The 20,262-nt window shown below is 67.2% G+C and carries 15 protein-coding genes; 9 read left to right on the forward strand and 6 right to left on the reverse strand.

Going from position 1 to position 20,262, the window contains the following annotated elements; translation table 11 throughout:
- Positions 1-85: 85 nt before the first annotated feature.
- From IP65_RS08055 to IP65_RS08065, 3 genes are all read right to left on the reverse strand, one after another.
- The gene (locus tag IP65_RS08055) at positions 86-1,681 is read right to left on the reverse strand and encodes a family 43 glycosylhydrolase (RefSeq protein WP_054131361.1); all 1,596 of its coding nucleotides are present in this window, start codon (positions 1,679-1,681) and stop codon (positions 86-88) included.
- Entirely contained in the window at positions 1,678-2,976 is a 1,299-nt protein-coding gene (locus IP65_RS08060; protein WP_022677924.1) for an MFS transporter, read from the reverse strand. Before IP65_RS08060 ends, IP65_RS08055 begins: the two co-directional genes overlap by 4 nt.
- A gap of 71 nt (positions 2,977-3,047) precedes the next feature.
- Positions 3,048-3,872: a 2-keto-4-pentenoate hydratase gene (locus IP65_RS08065; RefSeq protein ID WP_054131362.1), complete on the reverse strand. Its 825-nt coding sequence runs from the start codon at positions 3,870-3,872 to the stop codon at positions 3,048-3,050.
- A gap of 213 nt (positions 3,873-4,085) precedes the next feature.
- On the opposite strand from IP65_RS08065, the gene IP65_RS08070 reads away from it, so the two are divergent.
- From IP65_RS08070 to IP65_RS08105, 8 genes are all read left to right on the forward strand, one after another.
- Positions 4,086-5,102 (forward strand): LacI family DNA-binding transcriptional regulator, encoded by a 1,017-nt coding sequence (locus IP65_RS08070; RefSeq protein ID WP_022677926.1) that lies wholly within the window; start codon positions 4,086-4,088, stop codon positions 5,100-5,102.
- Between the two features lie 104 nt (positions 5,103-5,206).
- Positions 5,207-6,043 (forward strand): 5-dehydro-4-deoxy-D-glucuronate isomerase, encoded by an 837-nt coding sequence (gene kduI / locus IP65_RS08075; protein WP_022677927.1) that lies wholly within the window; start codon positions 5,207-5,209, stop codon positions 6,041-6,043.
- A gap of 6 nt (positions 6,044-6,049) precedes the next feature.
- Positions 6,050-6,805: a 2-dehydro-3-deoxy-D-gluconate 5-dehydrogenase KduD gene (kduD, locus tag IP65_RS08080; protein ID WP_054131363.1), complete on the forward strand. Its 756-nt coding sequence runs from the start codon at positions 6,050-6,052 to the stop codon at positions 6,803-6,805.
- Positions 6,802-7,821 carry a sugar kinase gene (locus IP65_RS08085; protein WP_171794822.1) on the forward strand — a complete coding sequence of 340 codons (1,020 nt, stop codon included), beginning with the start codon at positions 6,802-6,804 and terminating at the stop codon, positions 7,819-7,821. Before kduD ends, IP65_RS08085 begins: the two co-directional genes overlap by 4 nt.
- Before the next feature lie 44 nt (positions 7,822-7,865).
- The gene (locus IP65_RS08090) at positions 7,866-9,428 is read left to right on the forward strand and encodes a carboxylesterase/lipase family protein (protein WP_054131364.1); all 1,563 of its coding nucleotides are present in this window, start codon (positions 7,866-7,868) and stop codon (positions 9,426-9,428) included.
- A gap of 359 nt (positions 9,429-9,787) precedes the next feature.
- Entirely contained in the window at positions 9,788-12,685 is a 2,898-nt protein-coding gene (locus tag IP65_RS08095; RefSeq protein WP_054131365.1) for a TonB-dependent receptor, read from the forward strand.
- 106 nt (positions 12,686-12,791) lie between these two features.
- Entirely contained in the window at positions 12,792-13,808 is a 1,017-nt protein-coding gene (locus tag IP65_RS08100) for an alpha/beta hydrolase (RefSeq protein ID WP_054131366.1), read from the forward strand.
- A 30-nt stretch (positions 13,809-13,838) separates the two neighbouring features.
- Positions 13,839-14,903: a LacI family DNA-binding transcriptional regulator gene (locus IP65_RS08105; protein ID WP_054131367.1), complete on the forward strand. Its 1,065-nt coding sequence runs from the start codon at positions 13,839-13,841 to the stop codon at positions 14,901-14,903.
- Here the strand turns inward: IP65_RS08105 and IP65_RS08110 are convergent.
- On the reverse strand, positions 14,900-16,324 hold the full coding sequence (locus tag IP65_RS08110) for a mannitol dehydrogenase family protein (protein ID WP_054131368.1): 1,425 nt from the start codon (positions 16,322-16,324) through the stop codon (positions 14,900-14,902). The two genes, IP65_RS08105 and IP65_RS08110, sit on opposite strands and share 4 nt — an antisense overlap.
- Positions 16,321-17,745 (reverse strand): glucuronate isomerase, encoded by a 1,425-nt coding sequence (gene uxaC, locus IP65_RS08115; protein WP_054131369.1) that lies wholly within the window; start codon positions 17,743-17,745, stop codon positions 16,321-16,323. The genes IP65_RS08110 and uxaC overlap by 4 nt, the downstream gene beginning before the upstream one ends.
- A gap of 77 nt (positions 17,746-17,822) precedes the next feature.
- On the opposite strand from uxaC, the gene IP65_RS08120 reads away from it, so the two are divergent.
- Entirely contained in the window at positions 17,823-19,340 is a 1,518-nt protein-coding gene (locus tag IP65_RS08120) for a UxaA family hydrolase (protein WP_054131370.1), read from the forward strand.
- On the opposite strand, the gene IP65_RS21285 is transcribed toward IP65_RS08120, so the two are convergent.
- On the reverse strand, positions 19,337-20,233 hold the full coding sequence (locus tag IP65_RS21285) for a hypothetical protein (RefSeq protein WP_156306480.1): 897 nt from the start codon (positions 20,231-20,233) through the stop codon (positions 19,337-19,339). The genes IP65_RS08120 and IP65_RS21285 overlap by 4 nt on opposite strands.
- Between the last annotated feature and the right edge of the window lie 29 nt (positions 20,234-20,262).

Genomic DNA, 20,262 nt, shown 5'->3' on the forward strand with positions numbered 1-20,262 from the left:
CTTCTTCGTGCGACCGAGCAGAAGCAAAGCGGGACCCCGGGTCAAGCCCGGGGTGACGAGAGCGGCAAGTGACTGTTTTTCTTCATCACGGCAGCACACGAAACCGGAAATCGCGAAAACGCGCCTCGCCCTTGCCTGCGGCATAGAGGCCGGGGCGCAGCATCAGGAAGCCGCCGCGCACGTTGTGGTGATAGCCCGAAACCTCCATCCCCCGGTCAAAGCGCTGCCAGGTCTGGCCATCGTCGCCGCTGGTGTGCAGCGAGACGATATGCCGATCGTTGCGCAAGCGCATGCGCAGGCGGCGGCCGTGCGGATTGGCGGGGCGGCCGCGCTCCATACCATATTGGTGGGTGACGAACGCCTTAGCGTCAAAGCCCAGCCCGCAATAGAGCGCCTGGTCATAAAACAGCAGCAGGCCGGCGGTGGTTTCGGGATCGATCTCGATCGTGCAGGCAAATTCATAGGCCTGGTCCCCGGCGATGAGCAGCAGCGGCGAGGAATCCGCCGGCGCCGTGCCGCGCGCGGCCAGATGCAGGCAGCAGTCGGCCACGCGAACCCGGCCCGCTTCGTCCGGCGCGGGTTTGAAGAAGTTCCACCGCTTGCCCAGCGCCAGCGTGGCGAAATCGTCTGACAGCGGCAGGCCGTGCGGTCCCGATGGGTGCCCGCCGCGTGGGCTGGGCAAGGGCATGGAGAGATCACCACCCTTCATGCGGAACCAGCCATCGGCGGTCCATTCCACCGGATCGAGCAGGGTCTGGCGGCCCAGCGTCCAGTAATCGCGTTCAAACCCGTGATAGACCGACCACCAATCGCCACCCGGCCCCGAAAACAGCGTGGCATGGCCGCGTGACCACCACGCCTCTTCCCGGCTGCGCGTGCGCACGATCGGGTTGTGCGGGCAGTTTTCCCAAGGCCCGTGGATGGAGCGGGAGCGCGCGGCGATAACCATGTGCCCGGTCGGCGGGCCGGCCGTGCCGCCCACTGCCGTAATCAGGTAGAACCAGCCACCATGGGCAACGATCTTGGGCCCCTCGGGCGAAAAGCCTTCGACTGGCCAGCGCTCTGCCGAGGCATCGGAATAGCGCCAGGGATCATAGACATGCTGTACCGCGCCGATCGTCGACAGGCCATCGGCAGCCAGCGCCACGCGGTCTCCGCCCGACAGGAACAGCCAGCGCGAGCCGTCTTCGCCCACGGCATGGCCAGGGTCGATATGGTCGGGCAGGCCCAGATTGATCGGCGCGCTCCATGGCCCGGCGACATGGTCCGCCCAGATCACATAAGTGGCGTTGGGCCGCGCCTTGGCGGCGAAATAGATGAAATAGCGCCCGGCGTGGCGGCACAGATCCGGCGCCCACACCGCGCCGACATTCTGCGTCAATGCGGCGGTGACCGGCTGCCAGTTGAGCAGGTCGCGCGAATGCCAAATGACCAGGCCCGGATAGGAATCGAAAGTGGAGAAGGTCATGTAGTAATCATCGCCATCCTTCAGGATCGAAGGATCGGGATGATCGCCGGCCATGATCGGATTGCGATAGGTACCATTGCCCTGATCGGCGACGCGCTGGCCATCGAACCCACGCGGGCGCGCGGCGGGCGCGGCCGTGGCGGGAAGGCTGGCAAGACCGGCGAGCCCCGCCGCACCCACCAGCGCGCCGCGCCGATCGACGCCGCCGCTCATGCTTCGATCCGCACCGGCGCCAGGCGCGGGCTGAGCGCGTGGACCACGGCCAGCGCCACCAGATAGGCGCTGGCGCAGATCGCGAAGAGCACTTCATAACTGTGCGTGGCATCGAGGATATAGCCGGCGAACAGCGCCATGCCCATGCCGCCGAATGCGCCCACGGTGCCACCGATACCCACGACAGACCCCACGGCGCCGCGCGGAAACACGTCTGACGGCAGGGTGTAGAGGTTGGCGGAAAAAGCCTGATGTGCGGCCGTGGCCAGGCCGATGATCAAGACCGCCCACCACATGCTGTCCACCCCTTGCACGAACCAAATCGGCAGGACGCAGATCGCGCAGATCAGCATGGTCAGCTTGCGCGCCACATTGGGCGTGCGCCCGGCCTTGATCAGGCGCGATGACAGCCAGCCACCTGCGATGCTGCCGAGATCGGAAATGAGGTAGATCGCCGCAAGCGGCAGGCCAAAGCTTTTGAGATCAAGGTTATAGCGCGTGAACAGATAGCCCGGTAGCCAGAACAGGAAGAACCACCAGATCGGGTCGATCAGGAACTTGCCCAGGGCATAGGCCCAGGTCTCCCGCACGGTCAGCAACCGCGCCCAGCCGATCGGCTGCACCGGATCGGCCGGATCCTGGCGAATCCAGGCGAGTTCGGCGGCGCTGAGCCGGCCGTGCTGTTCCGGGTGGCGATAGAGCAGCCACCACGCCACCATCCAGGCGATGCCGAACAGGCCGGTGACGAAAAACGCCATGCGCCAATCGAACCACAGCACCAGCAAGGGCACCAGCAGCGGCGTGATGATCGCGCCAACATTGGCGCCGGCATTGAACACGCCGATGGCAAAGGCCCGCTCGCGCTGGGGAAACCAATCGGTGACGGCGCGGATGCCGGCGGGGAAATTGCCGGATTCGCCAATGCCCAGGCCAAACCTGGCCAGCGCGAACGATACCAGGCCGGTGGCAAAGCCATGGGCCATGTGGCTGACCGTCCAGATAATGATGGCGATGGTATAGCCCAGCCGCGCGCCCAGCGCATCGACCACTTTGCCGAACGAGAGATAGCCGATCGCATAGGCAACCTGGAACCAGAACACGATCGCGGCAAAATCGGTTTCCGACCAATGGAAATTGGCGGCCAGCGTGGGCTTGAGCACGCCGATCATCTGCCGGTCGATATAGTTGATCGCCGTGGCGGCGAACAGCAGTGCCACCACCACCCAGCGAACGCGGCCCACCTTGGCCCCGACCTGGATATGCCCGGCCTGGTGTGGCCCAGTCTGCGCTTCCATTGCTTCAACTCCCGATAACGGCGGGCTTTTTGCCCTGCCGGTCTTGCCGCAGCGATCAGGCCCCGAAGGGCTCAGGCCGCCACGATCGTGCAGGCCACGTCGCCATGGCCAACAAAGCTGGCGCGCACCTGCTGCCCCGGCACGACCGGATGCACGCCGGTGACCGCGCCAGTGGAAATCCACAGCCCCCCTGCCGCCGCGATGCCACGGGACGCCAGGTTGCCCAGCAGGAACCGCACCGCGCCCAGCGGGCCATCGAGCATGGTGGCGGTGGTCGCCGCGCCAACGCCGACGCCATCGATCGCCATGCCCACGGGGATAGAGGCAAAATCAATATCTTGCCACCCAACCAACGGCGCACCCACGACCAGCCCATAGTTGTTGCCATAGTCTGACACGGTGACCGGCGGGCCATCATCGTTGATGCCGGGATAGGGAGAGGACGCAACCTCGATCCCGATGTGCACGCGATCGAGCAGGGCCCGGGTGGCCGCGTCATCGTCCGGCACCATGCCGTTCCAGCCTGCTGCCACATGCAGCAGGAATTCCGCCTCGGCCGCGGCAAAACCCTCGGCAAAGACCGGCATGGCGGGCACCTGGCCCGCGCCGGGCAGGACCACGCTATCGGCAAAGATCGGCCCGGCGAGGCGGTTGCTGGCCAGGCGCGCATCATCGGGCGGGTTGATCCGGCCCACTTTCCACCCCGCCACCGTGCGGCCATCGATGGCCAGCGCTGCGTCCTGGATGGCATAGGCCGTGGCCAGATCGGCCGGCATCTGCCCCGGATAGGTGGCCAGCGCGCGCTTTTCACGCCTGGCGGCCACGAATGCTGCGGCTACGGCGCCCGCCTGCGCCGGATCAGCCTGTGCCGCATCTGCCTGTTTCGTCAAACCCATCCCCAACCCATCCCGGGCGGATCGGGCCTTTCACGCGGCTGGAAACCGGTGTCAAAACCCGATACAACGCAATTGAACATGATCCGCCGCGCCCCGTTTATGGCGGGGCAGCATCAGCCTTGCGGCAAGGTAACCGGTGTCATCTTGCCTTTTGTCCCAGCCGAAGGCAAGTCTGAAAAATCGGCGCAGAGCGAGAGACAAGAAGGACACCGGATGGCCAAAGCGCAGAAACCCACGATCAACGATGTGGCGCGCCTGTCAGGGGTGTCGAAAAAGACCGTCAGCCGGGTGATCAACAAGTCTCCGCTGCTCAATCAGGCCACCCGCGAAAAGGTGGAAGCGGTGATCGCGCAGCTCGATTACGTGCCCAACCCACAGGCGCGGGCACTGGCGCTGCGGCGCAATTTCCTGATCGGCCTGATCCATGACAACCCCAACGCGCAGATGGTGCTGGGGGTGCAGGAAGGCATTCTCGATACGATTCGCAGCACCGAATTCGCGCTCGTGGTGCGCCCGGTGGATCGCCATTCGCCCACCCTGCTCGATGATATTCACCGCTTTATCGAGCAGCAGCGCCTCTATGGCGTGATGCTGCTGCCGCCGCTTTCGGAAAATGACGAGCTGGCCCGGCTGTGCCGTGATCTGGGCTGCACCGTAGTGCGCATGGGCTCGGCCCGGCTGGACGACGAGGCGCACCTGGTGGCGTCCAACGACCAGGAAGCGGTGAGCGAGGCCGTGGCCTGGCTCGCCGAATTGGGCCACACGCGAATCGGCTTCATCGCCGGGCCCGATGGCTTCCGCTCTGCCCGCGAGCGCGAACTGGGCTTCATCGCCGGCATGGGCCGCGCCGGCCTGACGATCGACCCCGCCCTGCTGGCGCGCGGCAACTATCAGTTCGAATCGGGGCATGCCGCCGGACAGCACCTGCTCGGCACCGCCACCCCGCCCACCGCGATCTTTGCCAGCAACGATGAAATGGCTGCCGGCGTCCTGCATGCGGCCTGCGAACGCGGCCTGCGCGTGCCGCACGACCTGTCGATCATCGGTTTCGACGATACCGCCATCGCCGCGCACATCTGGCCCCCGCTCACCACCGTGCGCTGGCCGATCCGGGCCATGGCGCGCACCGCCGCGCTCAAGCTGACACGCCCCGAAACCGCCGCGCGCGACGCTGCTTTCTTCCCGTCCGAACTGGTGCGCCGCGCCTCGGCCGTGCGCGCGCCGAGCTGATCATGCGATCGCGGCGCCGGGCGCAAAAGACGTTTGGCACCCTATTGACACCGGTTACCTAAAGCCGATACCACACCTCTCGGCAGCGAAAGGGAGAGTGCGCCATGTATGCCAAGACCTATCACGCGACGCATCCGGACATGATGGATGGCGTTTCGAACGACGCGCTGCGGGATCGCTATCTGGTTTCGGGCATGTTCGTGGCCGGAGAGATCAATCTCAACTATTCGCACAACGAACGCTTCGTGATCGGCGGCGCCGTGCCGGGCGCGCAACCCTTGCACCTGCCGCGCCAAACCGAGCCCAAGAGCGCGGCCGGACACACGCTGCTGGAACGGCGCGAGATGGGCGTGGTCAACATCGGCGGCCCCGGCTTCGTCACGGTGGACGGGCAGCGCTTTGCCATGGCCAACAAGGAATGCCTCTATGTGCCCATGGGCAGCGAAGAGGTGGTGTTCGAAGGCGAAGGCGCGCGGTTCTACCTGGCCTCCACCCCGGCGCACAAGGCCTTGCCGATCAAGCATATTCCGCTTGACCAGGCCAATCCGCTGGCGCGTGGCGACCTGGCCAATTCCAACCAGCGGACGATCTACCAGTTGGTGATCCCCGGCGTGTGCGACAGCGCCCAGCTGCTGCTCGGCCTGACCGTGCTGGAAGAAGGCAGCGTGTGGAACACGATGCCGCCGCACCTGCATGACCGCCGCAGCGAGATCTACCTCTACTTCGACCTGGCCGAAGAGAACGACCGCATCTTCCACTACATGGGCGAGCCTGACAGCATGCGCCACATCGTGATCGCCAACGAAGAGGCGGTGATCAGCCCGCCCTGGTCGATCCATATGGGTGCGGGCACCAAGAAGTATGCGTTCATCTGGGCCATGGGCGGGGAAAACCTCGACTATACCGACATGAACGCGCTCGATATCTGCCAACTGAAGTAAGCCACGATGGCGATTTCCTTCAGTCTTGCGGGCAAGACCGCGCTTGTTACCGGCGCCAACACCGGGATCGGCCAGGCGATTGCCGTGGGCCTGGCGCAGGCCGGGGCCGATGTCGCCCTGGCCGGGCGCTCTCATCCCGCCGAAACGCTGGACCTGATCGCCCAGGCCGGGCAGCGCGCGGTGAATATTACCGCTGATCTGGCCAGCACCGCGCCGGTGGCGCGCGTGGTGGACGAGGCCGTGGCGGCGCTGGGGCGGATCGATATCCTGGTCAACAACGCGGGGATCATTCGCCGCGACGATCTGCTGCAGTTCAGCGAGGCAGACTGGGACGCGGTGATCGATACCAATCTCAAGACGCTGTTTTTCCTGAGCCAGGCCGCGGCGCGCGGCATGGTGGCGCAGGGCGGCGGCAAGATCATCAACATTGCCTCGCTGCTGACTTTCCAGGGCGGCATCCGCGTGCCGAGCTATGCCGCGGCCAAATCCGGCGTGGGCGGCGTGACCAAGGCCATGGCCAACGAACTGGCGCCACACGGCGTGCAGGTCAACGCCATCGCGCCCGGCTATATCGCCACCAACAATACCGCCGCCTTGCAGGCTGACCCGACGCGCAACCGCCAGATTCTGGAGCGGATTCCGGCCGGGCGCTGGGGCGATCCCAGCGATATTGCCGGGGCTGCGGTGTTCCTCGCTTCGCCTGCATCCAACTATGTCACGGGCCACGTGCTGGCTGTTGATGGCGGGTGGCTGGCGCGGTGACCGGGCGTTCGGGCCATATCGTCTGCTTTGGCGAGGTCTTGCTGCGCCTGGCAACGCCTGGGCACCGCCTGATGACGCAGGCCGAAAGCCTGGACCTGGTGGTGGGCGGGGCAGAGGCCAATGTCGCCGCCGGCCTCGCTGCGCTGGGCCATCATGCCGTGCTGCTCACCCGCCTGCCCGCCAGCCCGCTGGGTGACAAGGCGCGCGCAGCGCTGGGCGCGGCGGGGGTGGATACCCGCCATGTCGGGCGGGGCACGGGGCGCATGGGCCTCTATTTCCTGGAAAGCGGCGCGGGGCTGCGCCCGGCGACGATCACCTATGATCGCGCCGGCAGTGTGTTTGCCCAGTCCGCGCCCGGCGATTTCGATTTTGCCCGCGCGCTCGATGGTGCCGCCTTGCTGCACCTGTCGGGCATCACGCCTGCGCTGGGGCCGGGCGGCGTGGCGCTGGCGCAAGCGGCGGTGGCTGCGGCCGATGCGGCGGGCGTGCCGATCTGCTTTGACGGCAATTACCGCGCGATGCTGTGGGACGCGTGGGACAGCGACCCGCGCGCGATCCTGACCGATCTGATGCAATCGGCCAGCATCATGATCGGCAACCACCGCGATATCGCGCTGTTGCTGGCCCAGCCCTTTTCCGGCGACGGGGCGGAGCGGCGGCGCGAGGCGGCCCAGGCCGCCTTTTCCGCGTTCCCGCGCCTGACCCTGATCGCCTCGACCGCGCGGCACATCGCCGGCCCCGATCACCACCGCATCGCCGCGCGGGTGGATGCGCGCGACGGCGCACACCAGACCGCCGAGGTGGACGTGACCGGCATCGTCGACCGGATCGGCACGGGCGATGCCTTTGCCGCCGGCGTGCTGCACCAGTGGCTCCAGGGCGGAAACGTGGCGGCGATGGCCCAAGCAGGCCTGGCCTATACCGCGCTCAAACACAGCCAGCCCGGCGATATGTGCACCATCGGCCGGGCCGAACTCGAAGCGTTTTCCGCCAGTGGTGGCGATGTCAGGCGCTGAACGCGCCAAAGCTTAGTAACGACAAAACAAGCGGGAGTGGCAGGATGGACCGGATGACCCGGCGCGGCCTGATGCATGGCGCGGGCGCCTTGGCGGTGATCACCGCGCCACTGGGCGCAGGCGCGCGGGCGCGCACTGCGCCGCTGGCCCAGCCCCGCGTGGGGCGCTATCGCGGTCTGCGCGAGGGCGGCGTCATGGCGTTCAAAGGCATCCGTTATGGCCGGGCGGCGCGCTTTGCCCGCGCCGTGCCCGAACCGTTTGACGGGCCAGAGCAAGACGCCACGCAATTTGGCCCGCTCTGCCCGCAGCGCGGCATGGCCGGGGCGCCGCAGAGCGAGGATTGCCTGTTCCTCAACCTGTGGACGCCCGATGCCCATCCGGCCGCGCGCCGCGCGGTGATGGTCTATTTCCACGGTGGTGCCTATGCCAATGGCTCGGTCACCGATCCGCTGACGCATGGTTCGCACCTGGCCGCTGGTGGCGATGTGGTGGTGGTGAGCGTCAACCATCGCCTGGGGCCACTCGGCTATGCCTGGCTGCGCCCGCTGGACGCGCAGGCGGCCGATAGCGGCAACCTGGGGCAGCTGGACCTGATCCTGGCGCTGCAATGGGTGCGCGATCACATTGCCGCGTTTGGCGGCGATCCCGCGCGGGTGATGGTGTTTGGCCAGTCGGGCGGGGGCGCCAAGATCGCCACGCTGATGGCGATGCCGGCCGCGCGCGGCCTGTTCCATGCCGCCGCGACGATGAGTGGACAGCAGGTGCAGGCCAGTGGCCCCGGCCATGCCCTGGCCCGCACGCGCGCATGGATGGCGCGCCTGGGATTGGGCGACGATGGGGTTGCGGCCCTGCGCGCCATGCCGATTGCGCGCCTGATCGACGCGCTCGACACCCCCGACCCGATCATGGGCGGAAGCCTCTATTTCGGGCCGGTGCTGGATATGACCAACCTGCCGCGCCATCCGTTCTGGCCCGATGCGGCGCCGCAATCGCTGGATATTCCGATGATCCTGGGCAACGTGCGCGATGAAACGCGCGCGTTTCTCGATCCGCGTGGGCCAAAGCTTGCTGGCCTGACCTGGGGCAACCTGCCGCAACGCATCGCGGCCGAGGTCAAGATCGATCTCGACCCGCAATGGGTGGTGGCGCAATACCGCGCGCACGCCCCGCAGTCGAGCGCAGAGCAGATCTATTACGCGGCCACCACCGCCGGGCGATCGTGGCCCGGCCAAGTGATCGAGGCCGACGCGCGCGCCGCCGCCAGCGCGCAGGCCACCTGGGTCTACCAGCTCGACCGCCCCTCTCCGCGCGATCCGCTGCGCGGCGCGGCGCATACCGATGATATCCCTTATGTGTTCGGCACGTTGGATGCGCCGGGCAGCTATTCCGGCACCGACGCGCAGGCCCGTGCGCTGAGCGCGACAATGATGGCGGCCTTTTCCGGGCTGGCACGCAACGGCCGGCCGGGCCTGGCAGACTGGGCGCCCTATCGCCTGCCGGCGCGCGCGACGATGGTGTTCGACGCGGCCCCGCACATGGCCGACGATCCGCGCGGCTGGCAACGCCGGCTATGGGCCACCGCGCCCTATGTGCAGCCGGGGTCATGACCGGCGAATCAGCGCCATGCTGCAGGCCCAAGCGCGCAGCATGATGCGGCAAAATGCGCCGCGAGGTGGGCGGAATTTCAGTTTATAACACTGATTTATATATGTATTTTTTGATCGTCTAGCAGGCAACCGGGTTCTTGACAGGGGAAAGATCGTGCTGCAAAACATATCGTAATGACACCGGTTACCTTTCGCGGCACATAAGGCCGGGAAGGTAGCAAAAGACAACAAGCCCGCCCGATGGCGCGGGCGATCCGCCGTGTGCGGATGGGAGTAGTGTTGCCGGATCGATGCAAGCCATTGCGTGCATTGTTGACACCGGTATCATCCAGCCTCACGGGCTGAGAGGGGATGTGACGATGCGCAAGAATATTTCCCGAGTTTCCACGCTCAAGATCGCCCTGTTCACCGGCAGCGCGCTGGCCCTGCCGCATGGCGCGATGGCCCAGGCCGCCCCGCAGGATACCGCCACACCGGCCACCGACGCGGCTGCTGCGGCCCCGGGCACCGGCGATGACCAGACCCCGGCCATCATCGTGACCGGCTTCCGCCAGTCGCTTCAGGCCGCGCTCAACGTCAAGCGCAACTCGGTTTCGGCAGTCGATGCCGTGGTGGCCGAAGACATTGCCAAGTTCCCCGACCAGAACATTGCCGAATCCCTGCAGCGCATTCCCGGCATCTCGATCCAGAAGGACGGCGGCGAAGGCCGCGCGATCACCGTGCGCGGCTTGGGCGCCCAGTTCACCCGCGTGCGCGTCAACGGCCTGGAAACGATCACGACCTCGTCCGACGGCGCCTCGGCCAACCGCGATCGCTCGTTCGATTTCAACGTCTTCGCCTCGGAACTGTTCAGCAGCCTGGTGGTCCACAAGACCGCCGAGGCGAGCCTGGACGAAGGCTCGCTGGGCGCAGTGGTCGATCTCAACACCGGCAATCCGCTGGCCGGCAAGACCGGGCTGACCGCCGTGCTCAACGTGCAGGGTTCGTATAACGACCTGTCGAAGAATGTCGGGCCGCGCGTTGCCGGGCTGCTGTCGTGGAAGAACGATGCCGGCACGCTGGGCGTCAATCTCTCGGCCGCCTATTCGCACACCGATACGCTGGAAACCGGCAACAATACGGTGCGCTGGTCGCAGGCCTATTTCAATTCGGTGGGCGGCACGCCGTGCTTCTATTCGGTCGCCGGCGCCAGCGGCGGCAATGCAGTGAACAGCGGCGGGTTCTATCGCCCCTCGGCCGCGTGCGATGCCGCTGCGCTCTCGTTCCACCCGCGCATTCCACGCTATGGCGTGGTCGAACACGATCGCCGCCGCTTGGGCCTGACCGGCTCGATCCAGTTCGAACCCAGCACCCACACCAAGATCTCGATCGACGCGCTCTATTCCTCGTTCAAGGAAGACCGCAAGGAAAAGTGGCTGGAAGTACTGGCCCGCTCCAACGAGCGCAGCTTCAACGTGGTCAACCCGGCGTACGACAGCAATGGCAACATGGTCAGCGGCACGTTCAACAATGCCTATGTCCGCACCGAAAGCTATCTGCGCCAGTCCAATACCAAGTTCTACCAGGTGGGCGCCACCTGGGACCAGGACGTATCGGACAGCCTGCGCTTCACCCTGCTGGGCGGCATTTCGCAGTCTGACGCGGATATCCCGGTGGAAAGCACGATCGCCTACGACAGCAAGGGCGCCAACGGCTTCGCGTTCGATTACAGCAACATGAAAGCGCCGGTGCTGAGCTATGGCATCGACGTGACCAACCCGGCCAATTTCCAGCTGGCCGAAATCCGCGATCGCCCGTCTTATGTCACCAACAAGTTCAAGACAGTGCAACTGCGCACCGAATGGGATGTGACCAAGGGCTTTACCGTCAAGCTGGGCGGCGTGTGGCGCCGCTACAACTTCCAGACCCAGCTGTGGACGCGCGACACGGTGGCCTGTTCGGGTAACGGCAAGCCCGACCTGATCCTGGGCACCACCACCTGCTCGTCCAGCGTCTATGGCCTGCCTGTCACGTCGAGCATTTCCGATCTCGTCAGCCTGGGCGATGCCGGGCAACCGGGTGGCACCACCTCGCAGTTCCTGGCGGCCAACATCGGCTCGGCCGCTGCCTATACCAATCTCTATGGCCGCACCCAGGTCGAAGATCTCGGCTCCAACCGCCAGGTGCAGGAAACCACGTCGGGCGGCTATCTGCAGTTTGACGTGAAGGGTGATCTGTTCGGGCTGGAATATGCCGGCAACGCGGGCATCCGCTATGCCCACACCGATCAGCGGTCCACCGGCTATACCGCCGGCGTCGCCGCCACGGTGGGCCGCACCTACAACGACTGGCTGCCCTCGTTCAACATCGCGTTCTATCCGCACCGCGACGTGATCCTGCGCGGCGCCATCGCCAAGGTCATCACCCGGCCTTCGCTGGGCAATCTCAATCCCGGCGGCTCGGTCGACGGGTTCAACTATCGCGTTACCTTCGGCAACCCGTTCCTCAACCCCTATCGTGCCACCAATTTCGACGTGTCGGCCGAATGGTATTTCGCGCCGCAGGCGCTGCTGTCGGTGGCCGGCTTCATCAAGCAGATCCAGAGCTTCCCGGTCTCGGGCACTTATACCGCCACGCTGCCGCAGCTCGGGCTCGATCGCTCGGTGCTCACGCCCAGCTCGCCCGCCTACATCAACTATGACCCGACGCAGGAATATATCGTGTCCTCGCAGGTCAACGGCGCGGGGGCCACGCTCAAGGGCATCGAAGTGGCTTTGCAGCTGCCCTTCACGTTCCTGCCCAGCTTCCTCAGCCACACCGGGTTCCAGGGCAATGCCACGCTGATCAAGAGCGACGCTGATTACACCATCACCGGCCCGGCGGTGAGCGCCTGCACCCGCAATGCGTCCGGTGCCTGCACGCTGGCAGGGGTTTCGGCGATCTATAACCAGACCCTGCTCAACGTCTCGAAGCGGGCGTGGAACGCCACGCTCTATTATGACGATGGCAAGTTCAGCATTCGCGGCTCGGTCAGCTATCGCGGGCCCTTCGTTGACGGCACCAGCGCCACGGGCAACGTGTTCGAAGGCTATGGCGCCTATACCAGCGTGGATGCGGCGGTGCGCTACAAGATCCGGCCGTGGCTGGAACTGTCGATCGATGGCAACAACCTGACCGACGCCTATCGCTATCGCTTCACCGACGAAACGGCGCAGCGCAATTACGAGAACAACCACTTTGGCCGCACCATCCTGTTTGGCGCCCGCGCCAAGCTGTGAGGGTTAGCCCGCGTGCCTGAACGACGCTTCCCCCCGCCCACGTCATCCCGGACTTGATCCGGGGTGGCGTGGGCATCCCACTTCTGAAACTGAGGAAACTCTGCCCATGACCCTTGATCGTCGCGCTCTGGTGGCCCGGACGCTGGCGATCGGGGCCTGGGCCGCAGCCCGGCCGGCGCTGGGGCAAACCCCGCCACCGGCCGGGCCGCGTGGCACGCCGCCCGGATTGCCGCAGCCGGCCGAAACGATCGACCTATGGCCGGGCGGCGCGCCTGGCCTGCCCAGCGGCACAGGGGCCCATGCGCTGGTGGAAACGGTCAACGAACGATCTACCGACAGCCTGGTCAACGACCGCGCCGTGCTCGGCATCACGCGGCCGCGCCTGGCGGTGTTCCGCCCCGATCGGCCTAATGGCGCGGCGGTAATGATCACGCCAGGCGGCGGCTATCGCTGGGTCGTGGTGGACAAGGAAGGCTATGAAATCGGCCGCTGGCTGGCCGCGCGCGGGTTTACCGCGTTCGTCCTGTTCTATCGCCTGCCCGGCGATGGCTGGGCATCGGGCGCCGATACCCCGCTGGCCGATGCGCAGCGGGCGATGCGCCTGATCCGCCACCGCGCGCGCGATTATGCGATCGATCCCGAACGCGTGGCGGCCATGGGCTTTTCCGCCGGCGGCCATGTCTGCGCCGACCTGGCCGCGCGCTTTGCCGTGCCGGTCTATACCCCGCGCGATGCCGCAGACGCGTTGTCGGCCCGGCCGCACAGCGCCGCGCCGATCTATCCCGTGGTCAGCATGGACCCGGCCATTGCCCATCCTGGATCGCGGCAGCTGCTGCTGGGTGATCATCCCTCCCTGGCCGCGCAGGTGGCGCATTCGCCCGATCGCTGCGTGCCGGCAGACGCCCCGCCGCATTTCCTCTGCCATGCCGAGGACGATGACGTGGTGCCGGTGGAAAACACCGTGCGCCTGCGGGCGGCGCTCAAGGCGCGGGGCATCCCGCTGGAAATGCATCTCTTTGCCAATGGCGGCCACGGCTTTGGCCTGAGCCGCGCGATCGGCAAGCCGGCGGCGGCCTGGCCCGATCTGTGGCGGGCCTGGGCGGCCACGGTGGGACTGGCGTGAGCGCGCCATATCTGCGCATAGAACAGGGGCATGACCGACCGCCCTGCCCCCTTTCCGGAAAGCGCGCCCGCCGCTGACCATCCGCGCCACGGCGAACCGACGATCGAGGACGTGGCCGCCGCCGCCGGGGTTTCGATCCGCACCGTCTCGCGCGTGCTCAACAAGTCACCCAAGGTCAACGCGCAGACGCGTGAACGGATCGAGGCGGCCATTGCCGCCCTGCAGTTTCGCCCCAGCCTGCGCGCCCGCGCCCTGGCGATGGGGCGCTCGTTCCTCATCGGGTTGATCCACAACGATCGCAACGCGCTGGTGCTCGATTCCATCCAGCGCGGCATCGTCTCGGTCAGTTCGGCACACGGCTACGAACTGATCGTCCATTCCACCCCGCGCGAGGGTGAGGCGGCGATTGCCGATACCCTGGCCTTTGCCGGGCGTTCGCGCGTCGACGGGTTGATCGTGCTGCCGCCGATCTCGGGCGTGGCGGGCCTGGCGCAGGCGCTGGACGCGGCCAAGGTGCCGGCCGTGGCGGTTTCGGCCGTGCCGCTCGATGGGTTTGCCGGGGTGGTGTTGAGCGACGAGCGCGGCGCCGGCGCGCAAGTGGCGCGCCATCTGCTGGGACTGGGCCATCGCCGCCTGGGCCTGGTCAACGGGCCGGAAGACATGGCCTCTGCCCGCGAGCGCCGCGCCGGTTTCCTGGCGGAAATCGCCACGGTGCCCGATGCGCGGGTGGCCGAAGCGGCAGGCGACTATGGCTTTGCCGCCGGCATCGCGGCGGCAGAGGCCCTGCTGGCCGCACCCGACGCGCCCACCGCGATCTTTGCCGCGAACGACATCATGGCCGCCGGTGTGCTCAAGGTGGCGGCGCGGCGCGGCATTGCCGTGCCGGGGCAGCTTTCCGTAGTGGGCTTTGACGGCAGCATGCTGGCGCAGATGGTCAGCCCCGCGCTCACCTCGGTCACCCGGCCGTTCGGCGCGATAGCTGCGGCGGCCACCGGCGACCTGATCGCGCGGATCGAGGGCGGCAGCCCGCCGCCCCCGTTTCATCCCGAACTCATGCTGACCCCGGCCGAGAGCAGCGGGCCGGTGCCAGGCTAAACAGGTTCCAGCTGGCCGGCGGCCAGCGCGGCATGCGCCTTGGCCACCGCATCGAAAAGCTGCGCATCCTGGCCCAGCGTGCCGAACACCGCTGGCATGGCCAGCACAGCGCGCCAATCGCTGGCCCGCGCCAGCAGGTCTGCCGCCAAGGGATCGGTGATCGCGGTGCCGCTGCGTGCGGCCCGCTCCAGAAAGCGCAGCCAGGCGGCAATCGGCACGGCCAGCCGGGTGATCGGCCGGCCTGCTTCCAGCGCCTCGCGCACTGTGCCAAGCAGGCGGTAGGGCAGCTTTTGCGAGCCATCCCAGGCGATCTGCGACAGCAGGTGGCGGATCGCCGGATTGGCAAAGCGCGCCAACACATCGGCAATATAGCGCGACAGGTCCAGCCCCGGCGGCGCCATGACCGATGGCGCGATATCCTCGCGCATCAGGCGTTCGACAAACCTGGCAAGGGCAGCGTCCTGCATCGCCTGGGCCACGGTTTCATGGCCGAGCCCCAGCCCGACATAGGCCAGCGTCGAATGCGCACCATTGAGCAGGCGCAGCTTGGCCATCTCGAACGGGCGCACATCGGCGGCGAACGTCACCCCGGCCAGATCGAGCGCCGGGCGCTCTCCGGCAAAGCGATCCTCGATCACCCACTGGGTAAAGCCTTCGCGCTGGATCGGCCAGGCATCCTCCAGACCGGTCGCGGCGGCCACTTGCGCGCGCAAGGCATCGTCGGTGGCCGGCGTGATCGAATCGACCATGGCATTGGGAAAGCACACCTGATCGACGATCCATGCCGCGGTCTGCGGGTCCACCTGCTGGGCCAGGGCCAAGGTGGCGGCCTCCAGCTTGCGGCCATTGTCGGTCAGGTTGTCGCACGACAGCACGGTCAGGCCAGGCAAGCCGGCGCGGCGCCGTGCGCCCAGGCCGCAGACCAGCCAGCCGATGAAGCTTTGCGGCACCCAGCTGTCGTTCCCGGCCCCGGTGAGGTCGGCAGCGATCGCGGGGTGGGTGGTATCGAGCGCGCCATCGGCGCCCAGGCAATAGCCCTTTTCGGTCACCGTGGCGCTGATGATCCGGGTATCGGCATGGGCCATGGCGCCAAGGATTGCCTGCGGCGCCTTGCCGGTCAGCACCTGGCCAATGCTGCCGATCACGCGATAGCGCGTCTGCCTATCCAGCAAGGCCAGCGTATAAAGCCCGCCCTGCGGCCCCAGCGCCTGGGCCACCCCTTGCGAATGCAGGCTGATGCCAGTGATGCCCCAGCGCGGATCGTGCGCCAGCAGCGTGTCGAACGCGGCGGCCTGGTGCGCGCGGTGAAACGCGCCGGGCCCGAAATGAACCACGCCAGCGCGCATGGCGCCGCGATCATAGGTGGGCCGCGCCACATCGCCGGGCAACAGCGCCAGCGTTTCGGGCGAAAGCCGCGTCATGCCGGCACCGGCAGGCCATAGGCGCGGCGCACCAGGCCCGTGGTCAATTCCACGATCAGATCGGCCGCTTCCCAATCGGCCAGGCGGTGTTCGGCCACCAGCCGGGCCAGGAAACCGCAATCGATCCGCCGGGCCACATCGTGCCGCGCCGGGATCGACAGGAAGGCGCGAGTGTCGTCGTTAAAGCCCACGGTATTGTAGAACCCGGCGGTTTCGGTCGTCATCTCGCGGAAGCGGCGCATCCCTTCGGGGCTGTCGTGGAACCACCAGGCCGGCCCCAGCTTGAGGCAGGGATAATGCCCAGCGAGCGGCGCCAGTTCGCGGGCATAGGTCGTTTCGTCCAGCGTGAAGAGGATGATCTTGAGCGCCGGCTCGTTGCCGAACAGGTCGAGCATCGGGCGCAGCGCCTCGACATATTCGGTGGCGCGGGGAATGTCGGCGCCCTTGTCGCGGCCGTGGCTGGCAAACAGCTGCGCATTGTGGTTGCGCGTGGCGCCGGGATGGATCTGCATCGTCATGCCATCGTCCAGGCTCATCCGCGCCATCTCGGTCAGCATCTGGGCCCGGAACAGCTCGGCCTCGGCCGCGTCGGCCTTGCCGCCGATCACCTTGGCAAACAGTGCCTCGCATTCCGCGCGCGAGAGGTTGGCCGTGCGCGGGGTGAGGAAGCCATGGTCGGTGGCGGTGGCACCCATCGCGCGGAAATCGGCGCGACGGCGGCGGTGCGCGGCCAGATAACCAGCCCACGTCGTCACGTCCTCGCCGCTCAGGTCGGCAAAGCGCACCATGTCGCGGGCAAAGGCATCATGTTCGGGGTCGATCACCGAGTCCGGGCGATAGGTCGTCACCACATTGCCCTGCCAGCCCGAGGCGCGGATCGCCTGGTGGTGGGCAAGATCGTCGGCCGCGCCTTCGGTGGTGGCGAGCAGTTCGATGTTGAACCGCTCGAACAGCGCACGCGGGCGGAACGCCGGGCTCGCCAGCGCCGCGCCAATTGCATCATAATAATGATCGGCACTCGTTTCATCGAGCGTCTGGTCGATACCGAACACCTCGGCAAAAACGTGGTTCAGCCACATCGCCGAAGGGGTGCCGCGGAACAGGTGCCAATGCGCGGCAAACGTGCGCCAGGCCTCGCGCGGATCGGTAGCGGGCAGCGCCCCGCCCTGGCGCGGCACGCCCAGCGCATCGAGCGGCACACCTTGCGAATAGAGCATGCGGAACAGGTAATGATCGGGCGCCAGCAGCAGCTGCGTGGCATTGTCCCACGGCGCATCGCTGGCAAACCATTCCGGGTCGGTATGGCCGTGCGGGCTGATGATCGGCGCCTGGGCAACCGTGGCATAGAGCGCGCGGGCAATTGCGCGGGTGTCCGGATCGGCGGGAAACAGGCGATCGGGATGAAGAACCAATCTGGGCATCGACAACAGGCCTCTTGCAGGATCGCTGGCGGGTCTAGTGGATTGTGCCAGCGCTGGCAACGGTGTATCGCAAGCCTATGACCGAGGCCATTTACACCCTTCCCGACGCGCTTAAGATCGCGCCCAACGACGATGTTGCCGTGGCCTTGCAGCTACTTGCCGCCGGGCAGCAGGTGATGATCGAGGGCAGCGCGGTCACGCTGCGCCAGGCGATCCCGGCCGGGCACAAGTTTGCCCTGGCCGCGCTGTCCCCGGGCGCTGCGGTGCATCGCTATGGCGCGCAGATCGGCCTGGCCACCGCGCCGATCGCGGCCGGTGATCACGTGCACAGCCACAACCTGCAGACCGCGCTGGGCGGCGAACTGGCCTATGCCTTTGCCGCGCCGGCCAAGCCGCAGCGCGCGCAGGATGATCAGGCGCCGCAGTTCATGGGCTATGCCCGCGCTGATGGCCGCGTGGGCACGCGCAACGAGGTGTGGATCCTGCCCACGGTGGGCTGCGTCGGCCGGTTGGGCGAGCGGCTGGCACAGCGCGGCCAGGCCATGGCCGCCGCCATACCGGGCGCGGCGATCGATGGCGTCCACGCGTTCAACCATCCATTCGGCTGCTCACAGCTTGGCGCCGATCTTGATGGCACGGCCGCGATCCTGGCCGCGCTGGCCTGCAATCCCAATGCGGGTGGCGTGCTGCTGCTTGGCCTGGGCTGCGAATCCAACCAACTCGATGCGCTGCTGGCGCGCATTCCCGCCAGCCGGCGCGATCGGCTGCGGGTGCTGCGCGCGCAATCGGAAAGTGATGAGTTCGCCGCCGGGGAAGCGCATCTGGCCGATCTGCTCGGCCTGATGGCCCAGGACCGGCGCAGCCCTGCGCCGCTGTCCGCGCTGCGCCTCGGCGTCAAATGCGGGGGATCGGATGCGATGAGCGGGCTGACTGCCAACCCGCTGATCGGGCGGATGACCGACGCGGTGACGCAAGCTGGCGGCACTGCCATCCTTACCGAAATTCCCGAGATATTCGGCGCGGAAACCCTGCTCCTTGGCCGCACCACCAGCCCCGAGGTGTTCGATCGGCTCTCTACCTTGGTCAACCGCTTCAAGCGCTATTTCCTCGACCATGGGGAGCCGGTTTCGGAAAACCCCAGCCCCGGCAACATCGCCGGCGGCATCACCACGCTGGAGGAAAAGTCGCTGGGCGCGGTGCAAAAGGGCGGCCAGGCCTTGGTGACCGACGTGATCGACTATGGCGGGCAGGTCAGCCAGGGCGGGCTCACCGTGCTGGAAGCGCCGGGCAACGACGCTGTTTCCACCACTGCGCTGGCGGCGGCGGGCGCCACGCTCACGCTGTTTTCCACCGGGCGCGGCACGCCGCTGGGCAGCCCGGTGCCCACGGTCAAGATCGCCTCGAACAGCGCGCTGGCGCGGCACAAACCGGGCTGGATCGATTTCGATGCCGGCCAGGCGCTCGATATCGGCATGGACACCGCAGCCCAGGCGCTGCTGACGCGCATCCTCGCCATTGCCAGTGGCACCCCGGCGCGCAACGAAGCCAATGACGAACGCGCCATCGGCATCTGGAAACGCGGCGTGACGCTTTAAAAGATCGGGCGAGTCAGCTTGAGCAGCGCCGCTGCATCACGCACGTGGCGTTCCCAGGTGCTGCCGGCATAGGGCGCACAGGCAAAGCTGACGGTCAGGCGGTCATCGCGCATACCATCGACCCAGCGCAGCGCAACGTTGCCGCCCGCATCGCCCGTGGCGGTGCAACCCTCGGTGCCGGAAATCGCCTTGACGCCCAGCGGGCGATCGCCGGCCAGCGCAGCGATGAACGCGTCGGCGTTCTGCCCCCGCGTCTTGGTCGGGGTGCGGCGATAGACCCATTTCTGGTGCACGATATCCCAGCTGCCACGCTCGATCAGCACTTCGCCAGTGGGCGACACCGACAGCCTGACCGTCTCGCAATCCTTGCAGGCGGTGGGCGGTGACACAGTGACGATCAGCGTGGAAATGGCGACCGGCGGGGGTGGCGGCGGCGGAGGTGGAGGCGGGGGCGGCGGCTCTGGCGCGTGGTTGACGACGATCGGCGGCGCCTCCGGCTCGGGCGCCGGGGGCGGAGGAGGAGGAGGCGGTGGTGGCGGAGCGACCGGCATGACCTTTGCTGGTGCCGGTGCAGGCGGCTCTTCGGTGTGGGGGATCACGTCGGCGATCGGGCCAGCGTCGGGCGCGGGCGCCGCCTCGCTCTGCGCTGGCGGAGTTGGGGCCGGCTGCGGCGTGGGTGTAACGGCGGGCGGCACCGGTGCAGGCTCGGCAACCGGTGCAGTCGCCGCGGGCGCAACCGGTTCGGCCGGCGCCGGGCGGCTGGGCGCAGCAGGCTTCTCCACCGGCCGGCCCAGGCGGGCGGCGGCGGCGTGGGGGTGAAGCAGCGCGGGGCCGCAACCCTCCAGCGTGAGCAGCGCGCCACAGGCCACACCAGCCAAGACGAGACGCCTCATCGAAACCTGCATCATCACCATCCCGACCA

The organism is Novosphingobium sp. AAP1 (genome assembly GCF_001295765.1).
Taxonomy (GTDB): domain Bacteria; phylum Pseudomonadota; class Alphaproteobacteria; order Sphingomonadales; family Sphingomonadaceae; genus Novosphingobium; species Novosphingobium capsulatum.